The following is an 18,755-nucleotide window of genomic DNA, read 5'->3' as shown; positions in this document are numbered from 1 at the left end:
TCAACGGTAGTAGTCCAGCTTGGACTCGAGCTTTTTGAACGCGAATTCGACGACGGCACTCATAATCAGGTAGAAAATACCGGCTGCGATGTACGGCGTAATGGAAACATTCTTCGCCGCAGTCTTGATGGCGATGTCAAACAGCTGCGGCTGCGCAATGATCTGAGCAAGCGCGGTGTCCTTGACCAGAACCATAAATTCACTTCCCGTCGGCGGAATGACGCGCTTGATGACCTGCGGCAGGACAATATGGAAAAATACCTGTGTTTTGGTATAGCCGAGCACCTTGCCGGCTTCATACTGTCCCTGTGGGATGGACTGGATGCCGGAACGGAAAATCTCGCCGAAATACGCGGCATAGTTGACGACAAACGCGATGATACACGCGGCAAAGCGGTGCGGTGTGAGGCCAAACAGGAAGGACGGGGCATACATGCAGAACATCAGCTGGAGCATGAGCGGCGTGCCGCGGACAATCAACTGATAAATGCGGATGATGCCGCCCAGAATTTTGAAGCGCGAGGTGCGGCCGAGCGCGACGAGGAAGCCGAGCGGGACGGCAAACAGGACGGTCAGCAGGAAAATTTGGATGACCTCCCAACAGCCGATCAGCATGTTGGGGATCATGGAGAGGAATGCAGTTGCATTCATCCCGGTAATGCTTTCGATAAATTCCATGGGGCGGGGGTCACTCCTTATTGTAATAGGTGTACTAGATAAGTAATAAAATAGGTAAATACTAGGTAAGCAGAATATAAAAATAGGTAAGTGGGATGTAAAAAGGGGCTGTCCAACGCGGACAGCCCCAGACGATCAGCTTATTCTACCGTAGTTTTGTCGGAACCGAACCATTTTGTGGAGATTTCTTCCAGCGTGCCGTCTGCCTTCAGATCGCGCAGCGCTTTGTTGACAGCTTCGGTCAGCGCGTCATCGCCCTTGCGGAACGCAATTGCATAATCCTCCGCATAGAGGAAGTCGCTCAGAACGACATAGTCCTTGTTGTTCTGCTCAATCAGGTAGTTCGCAACAACGTCATCCATCAGGACAGCATCGGAAGCCTTGGTATCCAGATCCATCAGAGCGGTCAGGTTGTCGTCGAAGCTGTTGACGCTGGCAACCATATCCTTGAGGGCTGCACCATCCTCGGAGTCGAGAGCCTCCTCTGCGGTCGAGCCGGACTGGACAGCCAGTACCTTGCCTTCCATATCGTCGATACTCTTGATGGAGTCATCCGGACGGACAACCAGCGCCATGTGGTTTTCCATGTACGGAATGGACATGTTCATGGACTGCTTGCGTTCTTCACTGACGGACAGGCCGTTCCAGATGCAGTCGATGTTCTTGGCATTCAGTTCCATTTCCTTGGAATCCCAGTCGACCGGCTGGGTAACAAGATCGACGCCCAGCTTCTCGCAGACAGCGGTTGCAACATCGATGTCGAAGCCGACAATCTCGTTGTTGTCGTCGCGGTAGCCCATCGGCGGGAAGGAGTCATCCAGACCGAGCACCAGCTCGCCCTTGTCGAGGATGTACTGAAGCGACTGGTCGGAGCCTTCTGCACCGGAACCTGCGGCGGAGCCAGCCGGGGTGGCAGTATCTTCAGACTTGCTGCCGCCACAGCCTGCGAGCATGCAGACTGACATTGCTGCAACAGCAGCCATAGCCATCAAGCGTTTGAATTTCATAATGATGTACCTCTCTTTTCAGTATAAGATAAGAATAGTGGAATGGCACAGAAGGAACTGCATTCCCTCTGTCCGGGGCGAAGCCTGCGGATACGCCCCCTCCGAATATAATATGATACTATTTTAACATTTCAACCGGATAAATCAATAGCAGAGCACAATAAAAAACGCGGGAAAACGGAAATCTGCCCGCAGCAATTGGTTGTCATACCAAAAATCTATGCTATAATAGAAGAAACGTCCAAACCCAAATTCAAAAGGAAACAGGGGGACTGATATGAAATTCTTGCAGGCACAGGGGCATTTTGGTGTCCTTGACGGTCAGAAAATCCGTTTTGAGGACGGCCTGAATGTGCTCTATCTGCCCAATGAGGGCGGTAAAACGACATTATGCAATTTCCTGCGCGTTATGCTGTATGGCCTGAATACCAGCCGGCGTGACGGAAAAAACCAGCTTTCGGACAAGACGAAATACCGTCCGGCGGACGGCAACCCGATGAGCGGCATTCTGGAGCTGGAATGGAAGGGACGCCGCATCATCATCAGCCGCCAGACCGGAAAAGGAACGGCTCCTATGCAGGAGTTTTCCGCACATTATGCCGATACCGGTGAAGAATGCGCTGAGCTGACTGCAAAGGACTGCGGACGCATCTTGACAGGTGTGAGTGAGGAGGGCTATCAGTCCTCCGCTCTGATCGACGGACAAGATCAGGCACTTTCTGCCGGAGAGCTGGGTGACCGCATGCTGGCGCTGTCCACGACGGGTGACAGCGCCATGATGTATTCCAACGCGGTGGCACAGCTCGACCACTGGCGCAATGCCCTGCGCGGCACGGGAAACCGTGGGCGATATGCACAGGTCGAAGCGGATATCGCACAGCTCACCCAGTCGATTGGCAGATTGGACGACCTGAGCGAACAGATTCAGAACTATGAGGCGCAGGTGCCCGAGGCCGAGCAGCGCATTGCGGAAGCGGAAGCGGAGCACCAGCAGGCGACTGAAGACTTCACCCTGCTCTTTGTCGCAAAGCGCGAGTCGGCAGAGCGCGAGGAACGGCAGTCGCGTGAGCGGCTCGCCCAGCTGAAAGCGGAGCTCCCGCCCTTCGGCGTGCTGGCAGACGCGGAGCGCGCTACTGCGCAGTTCACGGAAGCACAAGAAGCGTATGACGCCGCAAAAGCAGAGCTGGATGACGTCACCACCAACTATCAGAAATGGAAGGATGACATCGACCAGACAGAGGACGATTACAGCAACAGCTCGCGCAGCCGTTCGGATATCCATATCCGCGGTTGGTCCATGATTCTTGCTGTTGTACTCGGTGTGTTGGCGGTTGTCAGCCTGCTGCAAATCATCCCGTTTGGCCCGTTGACACCATATATGCCATATCTGTTCTCTGTATGCGCCGTCATCGCCCTGATTGTCACGTTTGTCGGCAGCACAGAGTCTCTCGATTCCCCGCCGATGGACTTTGACGAGGAACGCGTCAAGCTGGAGCGCCGCAGGCAGTCCGCCATCAGCCGCGAGGCACAGACGGCAGAGCATCTGGAAAAAATGCGCGAGAGCTTCCGCGAACAGATGCAGCGCATCGCACCGGAGCTTCCGGCAGAAGATGATGCCCGTGCTTTGGAGCATATGAAGATGCTCGACGAGAAAAAGCGCGTTTATCTCGCACGCAAGCGCGAGCATGACGACCTGGCAGAGCATTATTTGAATATCCTGGATACGACCGGCCCACAGGGCGAGGCACGTATGCATATGAACGAAACAAAAAGCGCAGTCGATGAAGCGCGTCAGGCATGCAATACGCTGCACGAATCGATTGCGGCATGCCGCGGCAAGGCAGAGGAAATCGGTAAGCGCGAAGAACTGTGCACTCTGCGCGAACGGCTGGAAGAGGAAAAGGAAAGTATCCTCTGGCAGCTGGATGCCATCCGGCTGGCGAAGGAATCGCTGGTGCGTGCCAATGCCGAGCTGACCGGGCGCGTTTCTCCGCAGATCAACAAACTGGCACAGGAGTATATGAAAACCCTGACTGCCGACCGCTATACGGCGATGCAGCTGTATACCAACTTTGAGGCAACCTGCCGGCGGGACAACAGTGCAGTGGAAATGGATAAGCTCCGCCTGTCCACCGGCACACGCGACCAGCTGTATCTGGCGCTGCGCCTTGCCGTGTGCAAGGTGCTGCTGGACAATCAAGATGAGAGCGTCCCGATTGTGCTGGACGACCCATTTGTCAACTATGATGACCAGCGCGCCGCCTGCGGCATGAAGCTGCTGCGCGAAATTGCCCGCGAACGACAGGTCATTCTGCTGACCTGCCGCAGACCCTGACAGCAAATAAACAAGTGAACAAAACGCAAAAGCGCTGTACCGAACGCGGTACAGCGCTTTTTGGCTATAAAGCTCAATTTTGACTGACGAAAGAATATTTCTGTGAGGAGGAATATTTACGTCCACAGAGATTCTCTGAGTGAGCATTAAGTGTGATGATTGGTTTGTTTTACGGTATGGTTTTTGTAGGTATTCCAGGTCGGTTCATAGCTTGCATCCGCCTGATTTCCCCACATATCCCAGCCTTCCCGATCGCCGCGGGCAAAGAGCTCGAGGAATGATCCGGGTGAACATTGTTCAATGATTGGGATTATTTCATCCGGTTTTCTTGAATGTTCGCGCTTCTGTGTTCGGATTAAGTTAACTTGAGAGCGAGCCGGAGCGAGAGTTCGATTGTTTTCTCCACGGATCCCAAACAAAAGAATTTCAGTGACATTTCGGAAATAAAATCCGACACCTCGACCATCTGGTTGCCCGTCTTTACGAACTTTTTCCCAAATTATGTTTCCTTTATATTTGAATCCCCAAGCCTGCATTACTGCTAAACTATCGGGAAGAAGTGCGTTCGGAACCCAGAGATATAAATGGCTCTTTTCAGCTGCAACCTGCTCAACGGGTAATTCCATGATATCTTTTAAAGTCATGGTTTCATAACGGTTCAGTCGTTTGTGTTCTGGGGCAACTTTCCCTGTTCGGTTTTGAAATCGCCAAGGCGGATCTGCATATATTGTAGAATATTTTTTTGAGCCGCAAAAAGCAAGAAGATTATCAGACGTTGTTTGGATTGTGCTCATCTATATAGTCCTCCTTCCAATCGGAAATACAATTTTTTTTGATTCCAACTGCAAGAATGGGGCATCCGCCATTTCTGCGTGAATCCAGCCTGTATAACAGTTTGCCAATCCAAGTGGTACTTGCTCCATATTTACGCATAATTGGCTTCCAGAAATTTGATTTCTTGTCAAAATCGTAGACTGTTTTGAAAACATCATTGAGATCCTGTGAACGAGTTACAATAATACCTGCACTGATAATATTACAGTCATAGTATGTCCGCATTGCCAGAAGATCACGATCAAAGGTCTGATCCTTGCTATTCCACTCTAGATCAAACGCAATGCGATTTTTTAGAAAATCAATATTATGTCCGTCGATATATCCTTCTGTTGTGCGTTCTTCAAAAGGGATATTCGAGAAACGACCACGTTGTTCGGCTTGTCTGGGATAGAATTTAATATGTAAATCACCGGAAATGCGAATTTCTCTCCAACCACAAGGATATAGCATGTCATCAAATTTCCTGGGGATTTTGGTTTCATTTCCGCCAGATTCTCTCAGATCTTCTGTGGAAATATTGAGATTATTCAGGCAGTGGACAATTTCATTCCATTCTTCGGGAAATGCCTACGTAATAATTTCATGGGCGTGGTTGTAGTTATAAAACTCAAATTTATCAAAAAGGTCATCACCAATATAATCTTCCAGATGCATTTTTGGAGCTCCTTCAATGTAGTTCAAATTATTATAACAAAAGTAGAATTGCAATTCAACATTTTCAAATGGACAGAAAAGGAGCTCTGGTGTGCTTCCAGAACTCCTTCAACATTTTACTTTGCGTACTCGACGGCACGGGTCTCACGGATCATATTGATCTTGATCTGACCGGGGTACTCCAACTCGGTTTCAATTTTCTTGGCAATTTCACGGGAGAGCAGAACCATCTTGGAATCGGAAACCTGTTCCGGATTGACGATGATACGGATCTCGCGGCCTGCCTGAATGGCATACGAACTGGACACACCGGAGGTAGTATTTGCGATCTCTTCCAGCTTTTCCAGTCTCTTAATGTACGCTTCGAGGTTCTCGCGGCGCGCACCCGGACGGGCAGCGGAAATGGCATCGGCTGCCTGTACCAGACAAGCAACAATGGTTTTCGGCTCAATGTCGCCGTGATGCGCCTGTACTGCGTGAATAATGTCGTTGTGCTCGCGGTATCGCTTGCAGAGGTCAACACCGATGTCAACGTGTGAGCCTTCCATTTCGCGGTCAACTGCTTTGCCGATATCGTGCAGCAGTCCGGCGCGCTTTGCCTGTGTGGCGTCTACACCCAGCTCTGCGGCGAGAATGCCGGCGATGTGGGAAACTTCGATGGAATGCTGGAGAACATTCTGACCATAGCTTGTGCGGTAGCGCATGCGGCCGAGCAGCTTGACCAGCTCCGGATGCAGTCCATGCACACCGGTCTCGAGGACGGCGCGTTCACCTTCCTGCTTGATGGTCTGTTCGACCTCACGGCGGCTCTTTTCAACCATCTCTTCAATGCGTGCCGGATGGATGCGGCCGTCAATGATGAGCTTTTCCAGCGTCAGACGGGCAATTTCGCGGCGAACCGGATCAAAGCACGAAAGTGTAATGGCTTCCGGTGTATCGTCGATAATCAGGTCAACACCGGTCAGCGTTTCCAGCGTGCGGATGTTGCGTCCTTCACGGCCAATGATGCGACCCTTCATTTCGTCGTTCGGCAGCGGCACGACAGATACGGTAGCTTCTGCCACATGATCCGCCGCACAGCGCTGGATGGCGGACGAAATCATTTCACGGGCATACTGCTCGGCTTCGTCCCTGGTGCGCTGCTGGATGTCGCGCAGCTTGATGGCTGCGTCGTGCTGGGCTTCCTGCTCGATGGAGTTGACAAGGAAATCCTTTGCTTCCTCGCGGGTCAGGCCGGAAATGCTTTCCAGACGTTCCAGCTGCTGCTGCTTGTACTGTTCCGCTTCCTCCTGACTCTTCTGTACCTTGGCCAGACGGCGGGTCAGTTCCTCATTTTTCTGTTCCGCTGCATCCGTTTTACGGTCCAGCGTCTCCTCTTTCTGTGTCAGACGACGTTCGGTTTTCTGCACTTCGCTGCGGCGTTCTTTGATTTCACGCTCGAGATCAGCGCGGCTTTTGTGAATTTCTTCTTTCGCTTCCAGTACTGCTTCGCGCTTCTTGCTCTCCGCAGCCTTGATGGAATCGTTAATGATACGCTTGGCTTCTTCCTCCGCGCTGCCGATTTCCTTTTCGGCGACGTTCTTGCGGTAGGCGATGCCGGCGATAACACCCACAAGTATGCCGACGATTGCGGCAATTATAATACCAACCATTGTTCTGATACACACCTCCTGTTTTTGTGATTTTTTCTAAAAATTTCGGAAAGTTTCAGGTAATACCTGTGCGGTTAAACGATAGATCGCATACGTTTTCATACAAAGGCATTATTACTTATTGTAATCGGAAAACAAAATATTGTCAACAGGGGGTATCTGTGCAGGGGAAACAGTAGCATTCTAAGAATCAAGCAATTTTGTCAACATCTTACAAAAAACATCGAAATTTTTAACAATCTCGTCATTTTATATTCCCACTATATTTTTTTAACAAAGCATAGTATAATAGGGACGACAGGCGGATAATCGCGATTTTTGCCTGTACAGGAGGATATTTATGGATCAGTTGATACACAGGCGTGAGGAAAACGGCCTGATTTACTATACCTGTGATACCATCACCACGCCGCATCTGTTTACAACCAAATTCGGCGGTGTGAGCACAGGATACCTGTCTTCGCTCAATCTCGGCTTTAACCGCGGCGATGAGCGTGAAAACGTACTGAAAAATTATCAGATTCTCGCGGATCATTTCGGCGTACCGCGTGAGCGCATGACCATGACCAAACAGGTGCATGGCGACTGTGTGCGTGTGGTGGATGAGAACACGATGGGCATGGGCCTCGGACAGCCGATGAGCTGGCAGACGGATGCCATTGTCACGAACCTGCCGAATGTGCCGCTGTGCGGCTATTATGCTGACTGCGTTGTTACATTGCTGCATGACCCGGTCAGCCGGAGCATTGGCGTGTGCCATTCGGGCTGGCGCGGCACGGCAAACGGCATTTTGGCCAAAACCGTGCACACCATGCAGGAGCAGTATGGTGCACAGCCGGAAAACATCGAAGCGGTCATCGGGCCGTCCATTCATTCGTGCTGTTTTGAAACGGATGCAGATGTGCCGGATGCCATGCGTGAAACAATGGGGCAGGCAGTCGAGCCGTTTATTGAACGGCGCGGTGCGAAATATTTTATCGATTTACAGGGCATCAACCGCATGCGCCTGGAGGATGCAGGCGTGAAGAAGGTGACAGACAGCGGTCTGTGCACCAAATGCATGCACGACGAATTCTGGTCACACCGCGCAACCAACGGCAGGCGCGGCGTACAGGCGGGCATTATCATGCTGGAGGGAGAACAATCATGAAAGCAAAGCGCGGAATTGCGGCGGCACTCGCCGGCGCGCTGCTGCTTACCGGGCTGGCAGGCTGTGGCAGCAAGGACAGCGCGGGCAGCGGCAGCGGCGAAACGGATGCCGGACAGATCGTCAATCAAGCGGCAGACAATGTAAAGGCAGTGGATTCATTTACCCTCGCATATAACGAAAATGACGGCTTTGACCCGCTTTCCTGTACGTCATCGGAAAACCAGCTGATTGCCCAGCTGTGTTTTGAGAGCCTGTTTGCGCTCGATGACAATTTCCAGCCGCAAAAGGTGCTGTGTGATTCGCTGGAGCAGACCGGCAGCCGAGCCTATACGCTGAAACTCCGTTCCGGCGCAAAATTCCACTCCGGTCAGGAGGTTACACCGGCAGATGTGGTCTTTTCGCTCAACAATGCGCGTTTGCGTGAGGATTCCATCTATCAGGATCAGCTTTCCTGCATCTCATCGGTGAAATACAGCGGAGATGAGGTACATATTCGCCTGTACCGGGAAAATTCCAATCTTGCAGCCCTGCTCGACGTTCCGATCCTCCGCAAGGGTACGGACGAGGACGAGTGTCCGGACGGCTCCGGCCCGTATCAACTTGTGACGAGCGACGGAAAAAAGTGCCTGATTCCGTTTGAACAGCGGACAGGCGGCAAGGTCGGTTTCTGTGAGTCGATTACACTGGTGTCGGTGTCCGATGCCACCGGCGCGGCAAACCTGCTGAGCAGCGGCGAGCTGTCCATGCTGATGCAGACGGATGCAGAGCAGTCCCCGGCACAGGGCGGAAAATATACCGCCAGCGTGCCGACCACACGCCTGCACTATCTCGGTGTCAACTGTGACATGGAGCCGTATGACAATGAGGATGTGCGCACAGCACTGTCTCTGCTGCTCGACCGCGAAAGCATTGTACAGACCTGCTTTGCCGGACGTGCGGATGCGGCGAGCCTGCCGATTGTCCCGGTGCCGGACGATGTGGATGCACCGGAGTACAACAAGGAAAAAGCACTTGAACTGCTCGAGGATGCGGATATTTATGACCGCAATGACGACGGTTTTCTGGATATCAGCCGCAGCAGACAGTTTAAAGTAGAAATTATTTATAATGAAAAATACAGCACAAAGGGCGCCGTGCTCCAGCAATACGCGGAAACGCTGACCGAAGCAGGTATTCTGACGGAAGTCAAACCGCTGACCTTTGAAGAATGCCAGAGCAAGCTGCGCAATGAGTCGTTTCAGCTGTATTACGGCGAATACACGATGACCGCCGATTTTGACCTGTCGTCACTGATTTCCAGCAACGGCGAGCGCAATTTCAGCGGCTATTATGACAGCGATATGGAGGACGCTATCAACGGTCTCGCGTCGTATGAAGAGGGCGAAGAAGAAGACGCGCGCAAAGAATACGCGGAATGCTTCGCAGAGCAGACTCCCCTTATTCCAATTGCCTTTGAGCGCACGTTGATTTCGTCGGCGAGCGAACTGCCGAAGCAGTTCGAGCCGTGGCCGGATCAGATTTTTCACGGCATTGAAACGTGGTCGGCATCATAATTGTATACGGGCAGAACAAACCCGGCGGGAACAGTCCCGCCGGGTTTTGCTATAGCTGTAAGAAGTTACGTGTCCCGCCGGAATATGTGGAGAATCACAAGGACACCGATCAGAACGATGGAACCGATCAGTACATAGGTGAGCCGCATGTCATCAAAGTCGATATGGGCACCGCCGGACGGACTAACCGAAATTTTGTACTGTTCGGTGATGTCCGTCCCGTTTTCGTCGAGAAATGTAACTTTAGAAGATGGAGTCAGCCATGTGTTTTCCGGATCACCCGAAAGACCGAAGTCTTTGAGCAGTTCTTCGTTACTCCAGACAATCAGGAAATCGCTGTCAGGAACGGGATATGTCTTTTCGACAAATCCATTTTCACTGGTAATCGGGTTCTCATAGCTGTAGCGGAAATGGAAAGCAGCGATGTCCCCGCAGTTAAATCCGGAGAATACGATAAAATTCAAATTCTGACTGCCGGTATAGGTATTGTCAGAAACCTCCCGAATATAGGATATCTCGTCAAACATGACACCTGCGGAATAGGGGAAGGAGGAATACGCACAGGAAAGAATGCGGTATTTTCCGTTGATTCCCCGTAGCAGCTGCATGATACCGTGGCTGTTGCTGCTGTTGTCCGCGGCGAACGCAATATAGAGAAAATCGTCCTTTTCCAGATAGGCTGTTACATGGATGGGCGAACCCTCTTTGATCGCATATTCGCTGAGCCTTTCGTCGCAGGCGACGTCTTCAACAGCTGCCATCCGCCCGGACTCGGTATTTGCATAATGAAATCTGGAATCGTACAGCATCCATGCGCACAGTATGGTGACAAGCGCTGCCAGTACCGCCGCCAGCAGGCGGGTGCGCTGTACCTTTTTCAGAAACCGCAGCGATTTCTTCGGTACGGGTTCGGCGGGAATCTGTGTGCGCATGTCGTGCTCCAGCTGTTTGCATGCCGCGCATTCGTCCAGATGGGCGGAGACCTGTTCTGTGGTCTCCGGCTCGGTCAGCCCTTCAATATAAGAGGGCAAAAGGTCGCGGACAATGCAGCAGTCCAGTTTATTCGCTTTCATTGGAAACACCTCCCATGATTTTTACCAGCTGTTCTTTGCCACGATAGAACCGCACACGCGCCCACGTTTCCGTGTGCCGCAGGATATCCCCAATCTCGCGGAACGAAAACCCGCCCGTCAGCCGCAGATACAGGACTTCCCGCGTCTCCGGCGGGAGCTGCTGCATGGCGCGGTACAGATTCAGCCGTTCGTCGCGCTGCTGGACCTCGGCAGCCGGATCATCCGGTGCTGCCAGCGTGGACAGATGGTCTTCATCCAGCTCCGCTGTGCGTTTTCGCCGCTCCAGCTCGCGGTACCACTGCCGTTTTGCGATGGCGCACAGCCAGACCTGCGGGGTACAGTCGCCGCGGAATGTGTGCATGCTTTTCATCGCCTGATAAAAGGTCTCCTGCGTCAGTTCTTCTGCGGTGTCCGCATCGTGCGTCAGCGCATACAGGTAGCGGTAGACCTGCTGTGCATGCTGTTCATATAAATCCCCGCCGTGTGCCATACCGCTCACCCCCTTCTTTTCAGTGGTTTGTTTTCTGTCTTTACCTGTTAGTTCGTTTTCGTGCAAATTCGTTACACGGAAACAGGAAAAATTTTCAAAAAAACAGGCTGTCCAATGAGGGACAGCCTGTGCCGGGAAATCATTTGCAGTTTTTCGGCTGCGCCGCTTTGCCGTTGTATTTCTGCGTGGCAGAGGGGACGCCGTTTTCAATCAGTTCGGACACTGCGAGCACGGCGCGGTTCACCGCGTCATTCATATCGGGCAGCTCGTTCTCTGTGATGTTGGACAGCACCCAGTCCGCTAAATCGTAGTCCGGATGCGGCTTTGCGCCGATGCCGACTTTGATGCGCGGGAACTGGTCGGAACCAAGCTGTTCGATGATGTTCTTAACGCCGTTCTGTCCGCCGGCAGAGCCCTTCGGACGAATGCGAAGCGTGCCGACCGGAAGGGAAATATCGTCGAAAATGACCAGAATATGCTCCGGAGGGATTTTGTAAAAATCCGCGGCAGCGCGAACCGCCTCGCCGGACAGATTCATAAAGGTCTGCGGCTTGACCAGCAGGACCCGCTTCCCACCGAGCACTGCCTCACCCGTCAGCGCCTGGAATTTCGCGCGGTCACAGCGCACAGCGTGCTTGGCACACAGCGCGTCTATTACGCGGAAACCGGTGTTGTGGCGGGTGTTTTCATATTTCTTTCCGGGATTGCCCAGTCCGACAACCAGCCATTCCACCGGCTGTGCAGGGGACTTGGATTTCTTTTCCTGTTCAAGTTTTGCGAAAATATCAAAAATAGACATGGGTTTGTGAATCAGCCTTCTGCGGAGAGAATAAAGTAATAAACCGGCTGGCCGCCGTTGATGATGGTGATTTCCGCGTCCGGCGCCTCCTTGTGTGCCATCTTCTCGACGCGTGCCGCATCTTCTTCGGTCATATCGGCGCCATAGATGATGTTGATAAACGAGCAGTCCTTACGTGTCATTTCGCGGATGAGCTTTTTGACCGCGTCATCCAGCTTGCGGCTGTTGGCGCACAGCTTGGATTCAAACAGCGAAAGATATTCGCCCTCGCGGATCTTCTTGCCGTCGAAATCGGAATTGCGTGCGGCATAGGTGACCTGTCCGGAACGGACATTTGCTGCTGCGTCCAGCATGGCCTCACGGTTTTCATCCAGCTCGGCACATTCGTCGAACGAGAGCATTGCGGAAATGCCCTGCGGGATATTCTTGGTCGGAATGATGACGACCGTCTTGCTCTCACACAGCGGAACGGCCTGCTCTGCCGCCATGATGATGTTTTTGTTGTTCGGCAGGACAAAGACAATCTCCGCCGGGACAGCGTCGATGGCGTGCAGGATGTCGTCGGTCGACGGGTTCATGGTCTGACCGCCCTGTACCATCTCATCTACACCGAGATCCTTGAATACGCTGACCAGTCCGTCGCCTGCGGCAACCGAGACAAAGCCGTATTTCTTCTCCGGCTCGGCAATTTTGCGCTCCTTGCTTTCCAGACCGGCAGCTTCCTCGACGATCTTCGCGGAGTGCTGCTGGCGCATGTTCTCAATCTTGACGGTGAGCAGCTGGCCGAACTTCAGACCTGCTTCGAGCGCCTCGTTCGGGCGGTCGGTGTGTACGTGAACCTTGATGATATCGTCGTCATCAACAACAACAAGGCTGTCGCCGATGCTGTCGAGGAACGCGCGCAGGCGCTGTACATTGCGCGACTTATCGCGGCGCTCTGCGATAAATTCGGTGCAGTAGGTAAACGTGATATCCTCGTCCTTGATGTCCGAGAACGTCGCACCGGTCTTTGCATGCTCCGGCTCAGCAGCGATTTTGCGCTCCTTGTGGATGCCGTTATACGCGTCGTACATGCCCTCGAGGATGGTCAGGAAGCCGAAGCCGCCTGCATCGACGACGCCCGCCTTTTCCAGAACCGGGTTCTGGTGCGTGGTCTCTGCCAGTGCCTCATGGCCCTTGTCGATGGCGGCGCGCAGAACCTCGCCGCAGTCGATGTCCGGGTTGGACTGACACAGCTCGAGTACATGCTGTGCCGCAACGCGGGAAACGGTCAGAATGGTGCCTTCCGCCGGCTTCATGACTGCCTTGTACGCCGCCTGTACGCCCTCATGCAGAGCGAGTGCAAGATCCTGTCCCTTGGCAGTCTTGCACTTTTTCAGCTGCTTGGACATGCCGCGGAACAGCAGCGACAGAATGACGCCGGAATTGCCGCGTGCGCCGCGCAGCAGTGCGGATGCCGTCGCCGCACTCGCTGCCGGCAGGTCGGGCTCGGCCAGCTTGGATACCTCATTTTTCGCCGACGCCATCGTCAGCGACATATTGGTTCCGGTATCACCGTCCGGAACCGGGAATACATTCAGCTCATTTGCTTCTTCTTTTTTTTCTTCAATGGACAGTGCGCCCTCGATGACCATAGCGCAGAATAGCTGTCCGTCAATCAGTTTCGACAATGAAATTGCCCTCCTTTACATGCTGGCGCGCAGATGCACGCACGTTCATGGACAGCTCACTCAGTCCGCCCGAATGGCATCGACATATACGTCGACGTTTTTGACATCAATACCGGTCATTTTCTCGACATTATAGCGAACCTCGCTGATAATGGAGCGGCAGACCGTTGCAATGTTGACACCGTGCTCCACGGCGAGATGCAGGTCGATGTTGACACCGCCATCCTCCGCTTCGGTAATGCGCACGCCGCGCGACATGTTTTCGCGGCGCAGCAGGTGTGCAATGCCGTCGGACACAGAACGGATGGTCATGCCTTTGACGCCGAAGCAGCTCATCGCCGCATAGCCCGCGATATCCGCCAGCACTTCCGGCGCGATATTGATAAATCCGAGATCGGCTTTGATCGTCATCACAATTCCTCCTCTATACAATGGAATCCAATTTCCTGATTGGGATGGTTTACAGAATAATTCAATCTTATTTTATAATATTTTTGCAGTTGCGACAAGAGGATTTTACGATTGCTCCAGACGAAGTTGCTGTTATCCGGCACATAAAATAGAAGTGTTCGGTAATGGCATTTCTGTCTGACGTAAAAAACAAACATTTGTTTGCTTTTTTGCATGGAATTCGGTAAAATAAAAGTATTCAGGAATGACGGATGGGAAAGGATGGGGCATCATGCGGCCAATTTCCGAAAAACAAAGACAGATTTTGACATTTATCCGCGACTATACCGCCGAACAGGGCTATCCCCCGTCCGTGCGGGAAATTGCGGCGGCGGTTGGGCTGCGCTCACCGTCGTCGGTGCATGCACACCTCAAGCACCTGCGCGAGCTGGGATATCTGGAAAAGGATGACCATAAGACGCGTGCGATTACGCTGGCGGGCAGCGGCGCGCCCGGTGGAGATGCTGTGCCGATTCTCGGGCGCGTCACCGCGGGCATGCCGATCCTCGCGGTTGAGGAGGCAGAGGGCGTGCTGCATGTCGATCTGGACGGCAGGCACGGCGACTTTTTTGCCCTGCGCATTCAGGGCGACTCCATGATCGGCGCGGGCATTCTCGACGGAGATTATATTGTCGTGCGCAGCCAGAATTATGCGCAGCGTGGACAGATTGTGGTCGCATTGATTGAAGACGAAGCGACCTGCAAGCGGCTGGAGAAGGAGGACGGGCACATCTGGCTCATGCCGGAAAATCCGGCCTATCACCCCATTCCGGGTGACTATGCCCGCATTCTGGGTGTTGTCGCCAAGGTCGTGCGCAGTTATCCGGTATGAAGCTACAGGACAATGTGCGCTTTGTGCGCGGCATCGGGCCGAAAAAAGCGGAGCTGCTCGGCAGGCTCGGCATTGTGACACTGGAGGATGCGGTACAGTGCTATCCACGCGGCTATGAGGATCGCACGCACATCACTCCCATCCGACATCTGCTGGACGGAGAAAAACAATGTGTGCACGCTGTCGTGGGAACACCGCCCCAAACCGCACACATCCGCCGCGGCATGGATGTGACGCGCTGCACGGTGTATGATGAGAGCGGCGCACTGACACTGCGTTTTTTCAACCACAAATATGCGGCGGCTGCGCTGGAGACCGGAAAAGAATATGCCTTTTACGGAAAGGTACAGGCGGAGGGGCGTGGATTTGTCATGCTGTCGCCGGAGTTCGAGCCGGTCGGCGCGGACGACCGCACCGGGCGGGTGCTCCCGGTGTATCCGCTGACGGCGGGATTGTACCAGCGCGACCTGTACCGCGTGACCGACGCGGCGCTTGCCGCCGTGCCGGATGACCTTCCGGATTTTCTGCCGAAAGCCATTCGGGAGCAACAGGGCTTTGCGCCCATCCGTGACGCGCTCGCCGGCATCCACCGTCCACAGGATATGCGGCAGGCACAGCAGGCGCGCCGCCGCATGGTATTTGAAGAATTTTTCCTGCTGTCGTGCGGTATGGGATTTCTGCGCGCGCGGCGGTCGGGAAAGAGCGGCGCACAGCTGCGCGATCTGAGCCTGAATGCGTTTTACCGTGCGCTGCCATTTTCACTGACCGGGGCACAGATGCGCGCCATTGAGGCGTGCACGCTGGATATCGCCGCCGGTCGGCCGCTCAGCCGTCTCATTCAGGGTGATGTCGGTTCCGGCAAAACCATGGTCGCGGCGGCGCTGTGTTACCTCGCCGCGAAGAACGGGCGGCAGGCAGTCATGATGGCGCCGACCGAGCTGCTCGCACAGCAGCATATGCAGACGCTGGCGCCGCTGCTGCAAAAACTCGGCGTGTCGTGCGGTCTGCTGGTCGGCTCGATGGGTGCGAAGCAAAAACGTGAAACCGTACAGGCGATTGAAGCAGGGGAAGTTTCTGTCGTGATCGGCACACATGCTGTGCTGGGGGATACGGTACAGTTTCACGACCTTGCGGTGGCAATCGTGGACGAACAGCACCGGTTCGGTGTCAATCAGCGCGCGACGCTGACGGCGAAGGGGGAAAATGTTCACCTGCTTGTCATGTCTGCGACGCCCATTCCGCGCACGCTTGCGCTGCTTCTGTATGGCGATCTGGATGTGTCCGTCATCGATGAGCTGCCGCCCGGACGGCAGAAAATCAAGACGTATGCCGTCGGTGAAACCATGCGCCAGCGGATTGATCGGTTTATCGACAAACAGTGCGCCGAGGGCGGACAGGTCTATGTTGTCTGTCCGCTGGTCGGCGACGGCGAGAGTGGGCGCACCAGTGCGGAGAGCGCGGCAGAGCGCCTGTCAGGTGTGTTGCCGCACCGCCGCGTCGCACTCGTGCACGGGCGCACCAGAGCGGCGGAAAAAGAACAGATTATGGCGGATTTTGCCGCTGGAAATATTGATATTCTTGTTTCTACAACCGTCATCGAAGTCGGCGTCAATGTGCCGAATGCGACGCTGATGGTTGTGGAAGACGGTGACTGTTTTGGCCTGTCTCAGCTGCATCAGCTGCGCGGGCGCGTGGGGCGCGGAAAGCGGCAGTCCTACTGTGTCTTTTACGGCGCTGACCGCGGCGCGGATGCGCGCGAACGACTCAAAACGCTGGTGCATACCAACGATGGGTTTGTCATCGCACAGAAGGATCTGGAGATGCGCGGTGCGGGCGACTTTTTCGGCACACGGCAGCACGGTCTGCCGCCGATGAAGCTGGCAGACCTGGCGGGAGATACGCGCGTGTTGGAGCAGGCGCGGCGCGCAGCGGATGCGCTTCTGGCAGATGACCCGGAGCTGGTGCGCGAGCCTGAACTGCGGGCACGGGTGGAAAAGCTGTTTGCGCAGTACGGAGAAGGGAGCTTTAACTGAGAGCAGAATGATATAAATAACGAAAAATGAAAATAATCCGAAGTCCGGCGTCGGGGGACACGGGGCTTCGGATTTTGTTCCAGCATGCCGAGGGGGATTTGGACAGGGAATCTGTCCGGAAAGTGGCATTGGTCGATATACAGTTGGGTGAAATTTGTTATTTTTTAGCGAAATATCCGCTAAAACCAAAAAGAGGATATTTTACTTATTTATAATAATTTCATCATCTCACGAAGGGGAGCGTGAGTATGTATCACAGGATACGCGATCTGAGGGAAGATAAAGATATTACGCAGGCAGAGATGGGGAAGATCCTGTCATGCAGTCAGCGCGTCTACAGCAATTATGAACGGGGAGACATCGACATCCCGACAGCAGTTTTGGTTCGGCTGGCGGATTTTCATAATGTATCCGTCGATTACCTGCTCGGGCGCACCGACAATCCCAAAACAGCAAGATAACGGCAAAAGACCGCCGGAGCATCGCTCCGGCGGTCTTTTTTTGCGGTCAGTGCCCGCGGTGCCTCTGCCTGTGTTTTTCCTTCCGCAGTTCAAACTGCCGCTGCAGATCCTCCTTTTTTTGCATGGCGATGCAGAGAACGGACAACCAAAGGAGGCAGGTTACTGACGGCGGGTCTGCCGCCGCTCCCGGACTACCTACCGGGACGTGTTTTTATCTCTGCGCGTAGTTCCGGTTTATTTGGACAAAACCGAATGCTGTGATATTAGAATATCATAAATGTAGCACATTCCACGAAGAACATCAATGTCCTCCATCGGAATTTTGGCGGAAGATATGACAATCGAATGGGAAATATGATACACTGTAGGCAAATACATACACCTGCCGCAGCCGCCATGCGGCGGGCGCACGCAGAAGAGACAGGAGTGAATGTGGTTTTGAAAACGCTACAGATATTAAAGCAGGTCGCAGCCAGTCTGGCGCAGCAGTTCGGGCCGAACTGTGAGATTGTCATTCATGACCTGCGGTCGAAGGATTTGAACCAGTCCATTGTCCACATCGAAAACGGGCATGTATCCAACCGGAAGGTCGGGGATGGCCCGTCGGAGGTCGTGCTCAAGGCAATGAAGACCGACGGCGAGGTGCCGGAAGACCGCTCCGGTTATCTGACCACCACAACCGATGGCAAGGTGCTCAAATCCTCCACCATTTACATCAAGGATGACGAGGGAAAGCCGGAATATATCTTTGCCATCAATTTTGATATTTCCACCCTGCTCGCGGCACAGAATGCGCTGGAAAACCTGACCTCTGCGCCCAAGACCGAACGCCCGCCGGAGATTTCCCATAACGTCAGCGAGCTGCTCGACCAGCTGCTGGAGCAGTCGGTTGCGCTCGTCGGCAAGCCGGTCGCACTGATGAACAAGGACGATAAAGTCGCCGCCATCAAGTTCCTCAACGACGCCGGTGCATTTCTGATTACCCATTCGGGTGACAGGGTGGCGAATTATTTCGGCATTTCCAAGTTTACACTGTACAGCTACATCGGAAGCAGTAAATAAGGCATACTGGAGGATAAAC

The 18,755-nt window shown here is 53.7% G+C and carries 16 protein-coding genes and 1 pseudogene; 7 read left to right on the top strand and 10 right to left on the bottom strand.

Going from position 1 to position 18,755, the window contains the following annotated elements:
* Positions 1 to 678, bottom strand: a complete 678-nt coding sequence (locus CBW42_RS06450; RefSeq protein ID WP_407922956.1) for an amino acid ABC transporter permease — start codon at positions 676 to 678, stop codon at positions 1 to 3.
* 140 nt (positions 679 to 818) lie between these two features.
* Complete coding sequence (locus CBW42_RS06445; protein ID WP_087018909.1) at positions 819 to 1,685, bottom strand: amino acid ABC transporter substrate-binding protein; 867 nt, start codon at positions 1,683 to 1,685, stop codon at positions 819 to 821.
* 277 nt (positions 1,686 to 1,962) lie between these two features.
* On the opposite strand from CBW42_RS06445, the gene CBW42_RS06440 reads away from it, so the two are divergent.
* Positions 1,963 to 4,020 carry an ATP-binding protein gene (locus CBW42_RS06440; protein ID WP_087018907.1) on the top strand — a complete coding sequence of 686 codons (2,058 nt, stop codon included), beginning with the start codon at positions 1,963 to 1,965 and terminating at the stop codon, positions 4,018 to 4,020.
* Positions 4,021 to 4,166: 146 nt separating this feature from the next.
* Here CBW42_RS06440 and CBW42_RS06435 read toward each other — a convergent pair whose 3' ends face one another.
* The 3 genes and pseudogenes from CBW42_RS06435 to rny all read right to left on the bottom strand — a co-directional run bounded on the left by CBW42_RS06435 (position 4,167) and on the right by rny (position 7,163).
* On the bottom strand, positions 4,167 to 4,814 hold the full coding sequence (locus tag CBW42_RS06435; protein ID WP_087018905.1) for an MT-A70 family methyltransferase: 648 nt from the start codon (positions 4,812 to 4,814) through the stop codon (positions 4,167 to 4,169).
* A pseudogene (locus CBW42_RS06430) lies at positions 4,789 to 5,406 on the bottom strand (BglII/BstYI family type II restriction endonuclease); the annotation flags it as partial. The gene CBW42_RS06435 and the pseudogene CBW42_RS06430, both read right to left, overlap by 26 nt.
* A gap of 221 nt (positions 5,407 to 5,627) precedes the next feature.
* Positions 5,628 to 7,163 (bottom strand): ribonuclease Y, encoded by a 1,536-nt coding sequence (gene rny, locus CBW42_RS06425; RefSeq protein WP_087018903.1) that lies wholly within the window; start codon positions 7,161 to 7,163, stop codon positions 5,628 to 5,630.
* 340 nt (positions 7,164 to 7,503) lie between these two features.
* Here rny and pgeF point away from each other — a divergent pair, with 340 nt between their 5' ends.
* A complete protein-coding gene (gene pgeF / locus CBW42_RS06420; RefSeq protein WP_087018901.1) occupies positions 7,504 to 8,313 on the top strand; it encodes a peptidoglycan editing factor PgeF in 810 nt (269 codons plus the stop codon).
* Entirely contained in the window at positions 8,310 to 9,866 is a 1,557-nt protein-coding gene (locus CBW42_RS06415; RefSeq protein ID WP_165761089.1) for an ABC transporter substrate-binding protein, read from the top strand. Before pgeF ends, CBW42_RS06415 begins: the two co-directional genes overlap by 4 nt.
* Positions 9,867 to 9,931: 65 nt before the next feature.
* On the opposite strand, the gene CBW42_RS06410 is transcribed toward CBW42_RS06415, so the two are convergent.
* The 5 genes from CBW42_RS06410 to CBW42_RS06390 form a co-directional block, all read right to left on the bottom strand.
* On the bottom strand, positions 9,932 to 10,939 hold the full coding sequence (locus tag CBW42_RS06410; RefSeq protein ID WP_087018897.1) for a zf-HC2 domain-containing protein: 1,008 nt from the start codon (positions 10,937 to 10,939) through the stop codon (positions 9,932 to 9,934).
* The gene (locus CBW42_RS06405) at positions 10,926 to 11,429 is read right to left on the bottom strand and encodes an RNA polymerase sigma factor (protein ID WP_087018895.1); all 504 of its coding nucleotides are present in this window, start codon (positions 11,427 to 11,429) and stop codon (positions 10,926 to 10,928) included. The genes CBW42_RS06410 and CBW42_RS06405 overlap by 14 nt, the downstream gene beginning before the upstream one ends.
* Positions 11,430 to 11,568: 139 nt before the next feature.
* Positions 11,569 to 12,228 (bottom strand): aminoacyl-tRNA hydrolase, encoded by a 660-nt coding sequence (gene pth / locus CBW42_RS06400; protein ID WP_087018893.1) that lies wholly within the window; start codon positions 12,226 to 12,228, stop codon positions 11,569 to 11,571.
* A gap of 11 nt (positions 12,229 to 12,239) precedes the next feature.
* Entirely contained in the window at positions 12,240 to 13,898 is a 1,659-nt protein-coding gene (locus CBW42_RS06395; protein ID WP_330395844.1) for a DAK2 domain-containing protein, read from the bottom strand.
* A gap of 60 nt (positions 13,899 to 13,958) precedes the next feature.
* Positions 13,959 to 14,309, bottom strand: a complete 351-nt coding sequence (locus tag CBW42_RS06390; RefSeq protein WP_087018891.1) for an Asp23/Gls24 family envelope stress response protein — start codon at positions 14,307 to 14,309, stop codon at positions 13,959 to 13,961.
* 271 nt (positions 14,310 to 14,580) lie between these two features.
* Here CBW42_RS06390 and lexA point away from each other — a divergent pair, with 271 nt between their 5' ends.
* The 4 genes from lexA to CBW42_RS06370 all read left to right on the top strand — a co-directional run bounded on the left by lexA (position 14,581) and on the right by CBW42_RS06370 (position 18,736).
* Positions 14,581 to 15,180, top strand: a complete 600-nt coding sequence (lexA, locus tag CBW42_RS06385; protein ID WP_087018889.1) for a transcriptional repressor LexA — start codon at positions 14,581 to 14,583, stop codon at positions 15,178 to 15,180.
* Positions 15,177 to 17,213, top strand: coding sequence for an ATP-dependent DNA helicase RecG (recG, locus tag CBW42_RS06380; RefSeq protein WP_087018887.1), 2,037 nt, complete (start codon positions 15,177 to 15,179; stop codon positions 17,211 to 17,213). The genes lexA and recG overlap by 4 nt, the downstream gene beginning before the upstream one ends.
* A 248-nt stretch (positions 17,214 to 17,461) precedes the next feature.
* A complete protein-coding gene (locus CBW42_RS06375) occupies positions 17,462 to 17,674 on the top strand; it encodes a helix-turn-helix domain-containing protein (protein WP_087018885.1) in 213 nt (70 codons plus the stop codon).
* A gap of 432 nt (positions 17,675 to 18,106) precedes the next feature.
* Complete coding sequence (locus CBW42_RS06370; RefSeq protein ID WP_407922955.1) at positions 18,107 to 18,736, top strand: helix-turn-helix transcriptional regulator; 630 nt, start codon at positions 18,107 to 18,109, stop codon at positions 18,734 to 18,736.
* Positions 18,737 to 18,755: the final 19 nt, after the last annotated feature.

Origin of the sequence: Butyricicoccus porcorum (genome assembly GCF_002157465.1) — a bacterium.
GTDB lineage: Bacteria > Bacillota > Clostridia > Oscillospirales > Butyricicoccaceae > Butyricicoccus_A > Butyricicoccus_A porcorum.
The sequence above is the reverse complement of the archived record's forward strand: the minus strand, read 5'-3'. Positions and strand labels throughout refer to the sequence as shown.

Coding starts and splice junctions, on each gene's coding strand:
- CBW42_RS06450 (WP_407922956.1), bottom strand. CDS start 678: ATGGAATTTATCGAAAGCATTACCGGGATGAATGCAACTGCATTCCTC.
- CBW42_RS06445 (WP_087018909.1), bottom strand. CDS start 1,685: ATGAAATTCAAACGCTTGATGGCTATGGCTGCTGTTGCAGCAATGTCA.
- CBW42_RS06440 (WP_087018907.1), top strand. CDS start 1,963: ATGAAATTCTTGCAGGCACAGGGGCATTTTGGTGTCCTTGACGGTCAG.
- CBW42_RS06435 (WP_087018905.1), bottom strand. CDS start 4,814: ATGAGCACAATCCAAACAACGTCTGATAATCTTCTTGCTTTTTGCGGC.
- rny (WP_087018903.1), bottom strand. CDS start 7,163: ATGGTTGGTATTATAATTGCCGCAATCGTCGGCATACTTGTGGGTGTT.
- pgeF (WP_087018901.1), top strand. CDS start 7,504: ATGGATCAGTTGATACACAGGCGTGAGGAAAACGGCCTGATTTACTAT.
- CBW42_RS06415 (WP_165761089.1), top strand. CDS start 8,310: ATGAAAGCAAAGCGCGGAATTGCGGCGGCACTCGCCGGCGCGCTGCTG.
- CBW42_RS06410 (WP_087018897.1), bottom strand. CDS start 10,939: ATGAAAGCGAATAAACTGGACTGCTGCATTGTCCGCGACCTTTTGCCC.
- CBW42_RS06405 (WP_087018895.1), bottom strand. CDS start 11,429: ATGGCACACGGCGGGGATTTATATGAACAGCATGCACAGCAGGTCTAC.
- pth (WP_087018893.1), bottom strand. CDS start 12,228: ATGTCTATTTTTGATATTTTCGCAAAACTTGAACAGGAAAAGAAATCC.
- CBW42_RS06390 (WP_087018891.1), bottom strand. CDS start 14,309: ATGACGATCAAAGCCGATCTCGGATTTATCAATATCGCGCCGGAAGTG.
- lexA (WP_087018889.1), top strand. CDS start 14,581: ATGCGGCCAATTTCCGAAAAACAAAGACAGATTTTGACATTTATCCGC.
- recG (WP_087018887.1), top strand. CDS start 15,177: ATGAAGCTACAGGACAATGTGCGCTTTGTGCGCGGCATCGGGCCGAAA.
- CBW42_RS06375 (WP_087018885.1), top strand. CDS start 17,462: ATGTATCACAGGATACGCGATCTGAGGGAAGATAAAGATATTACGCAG.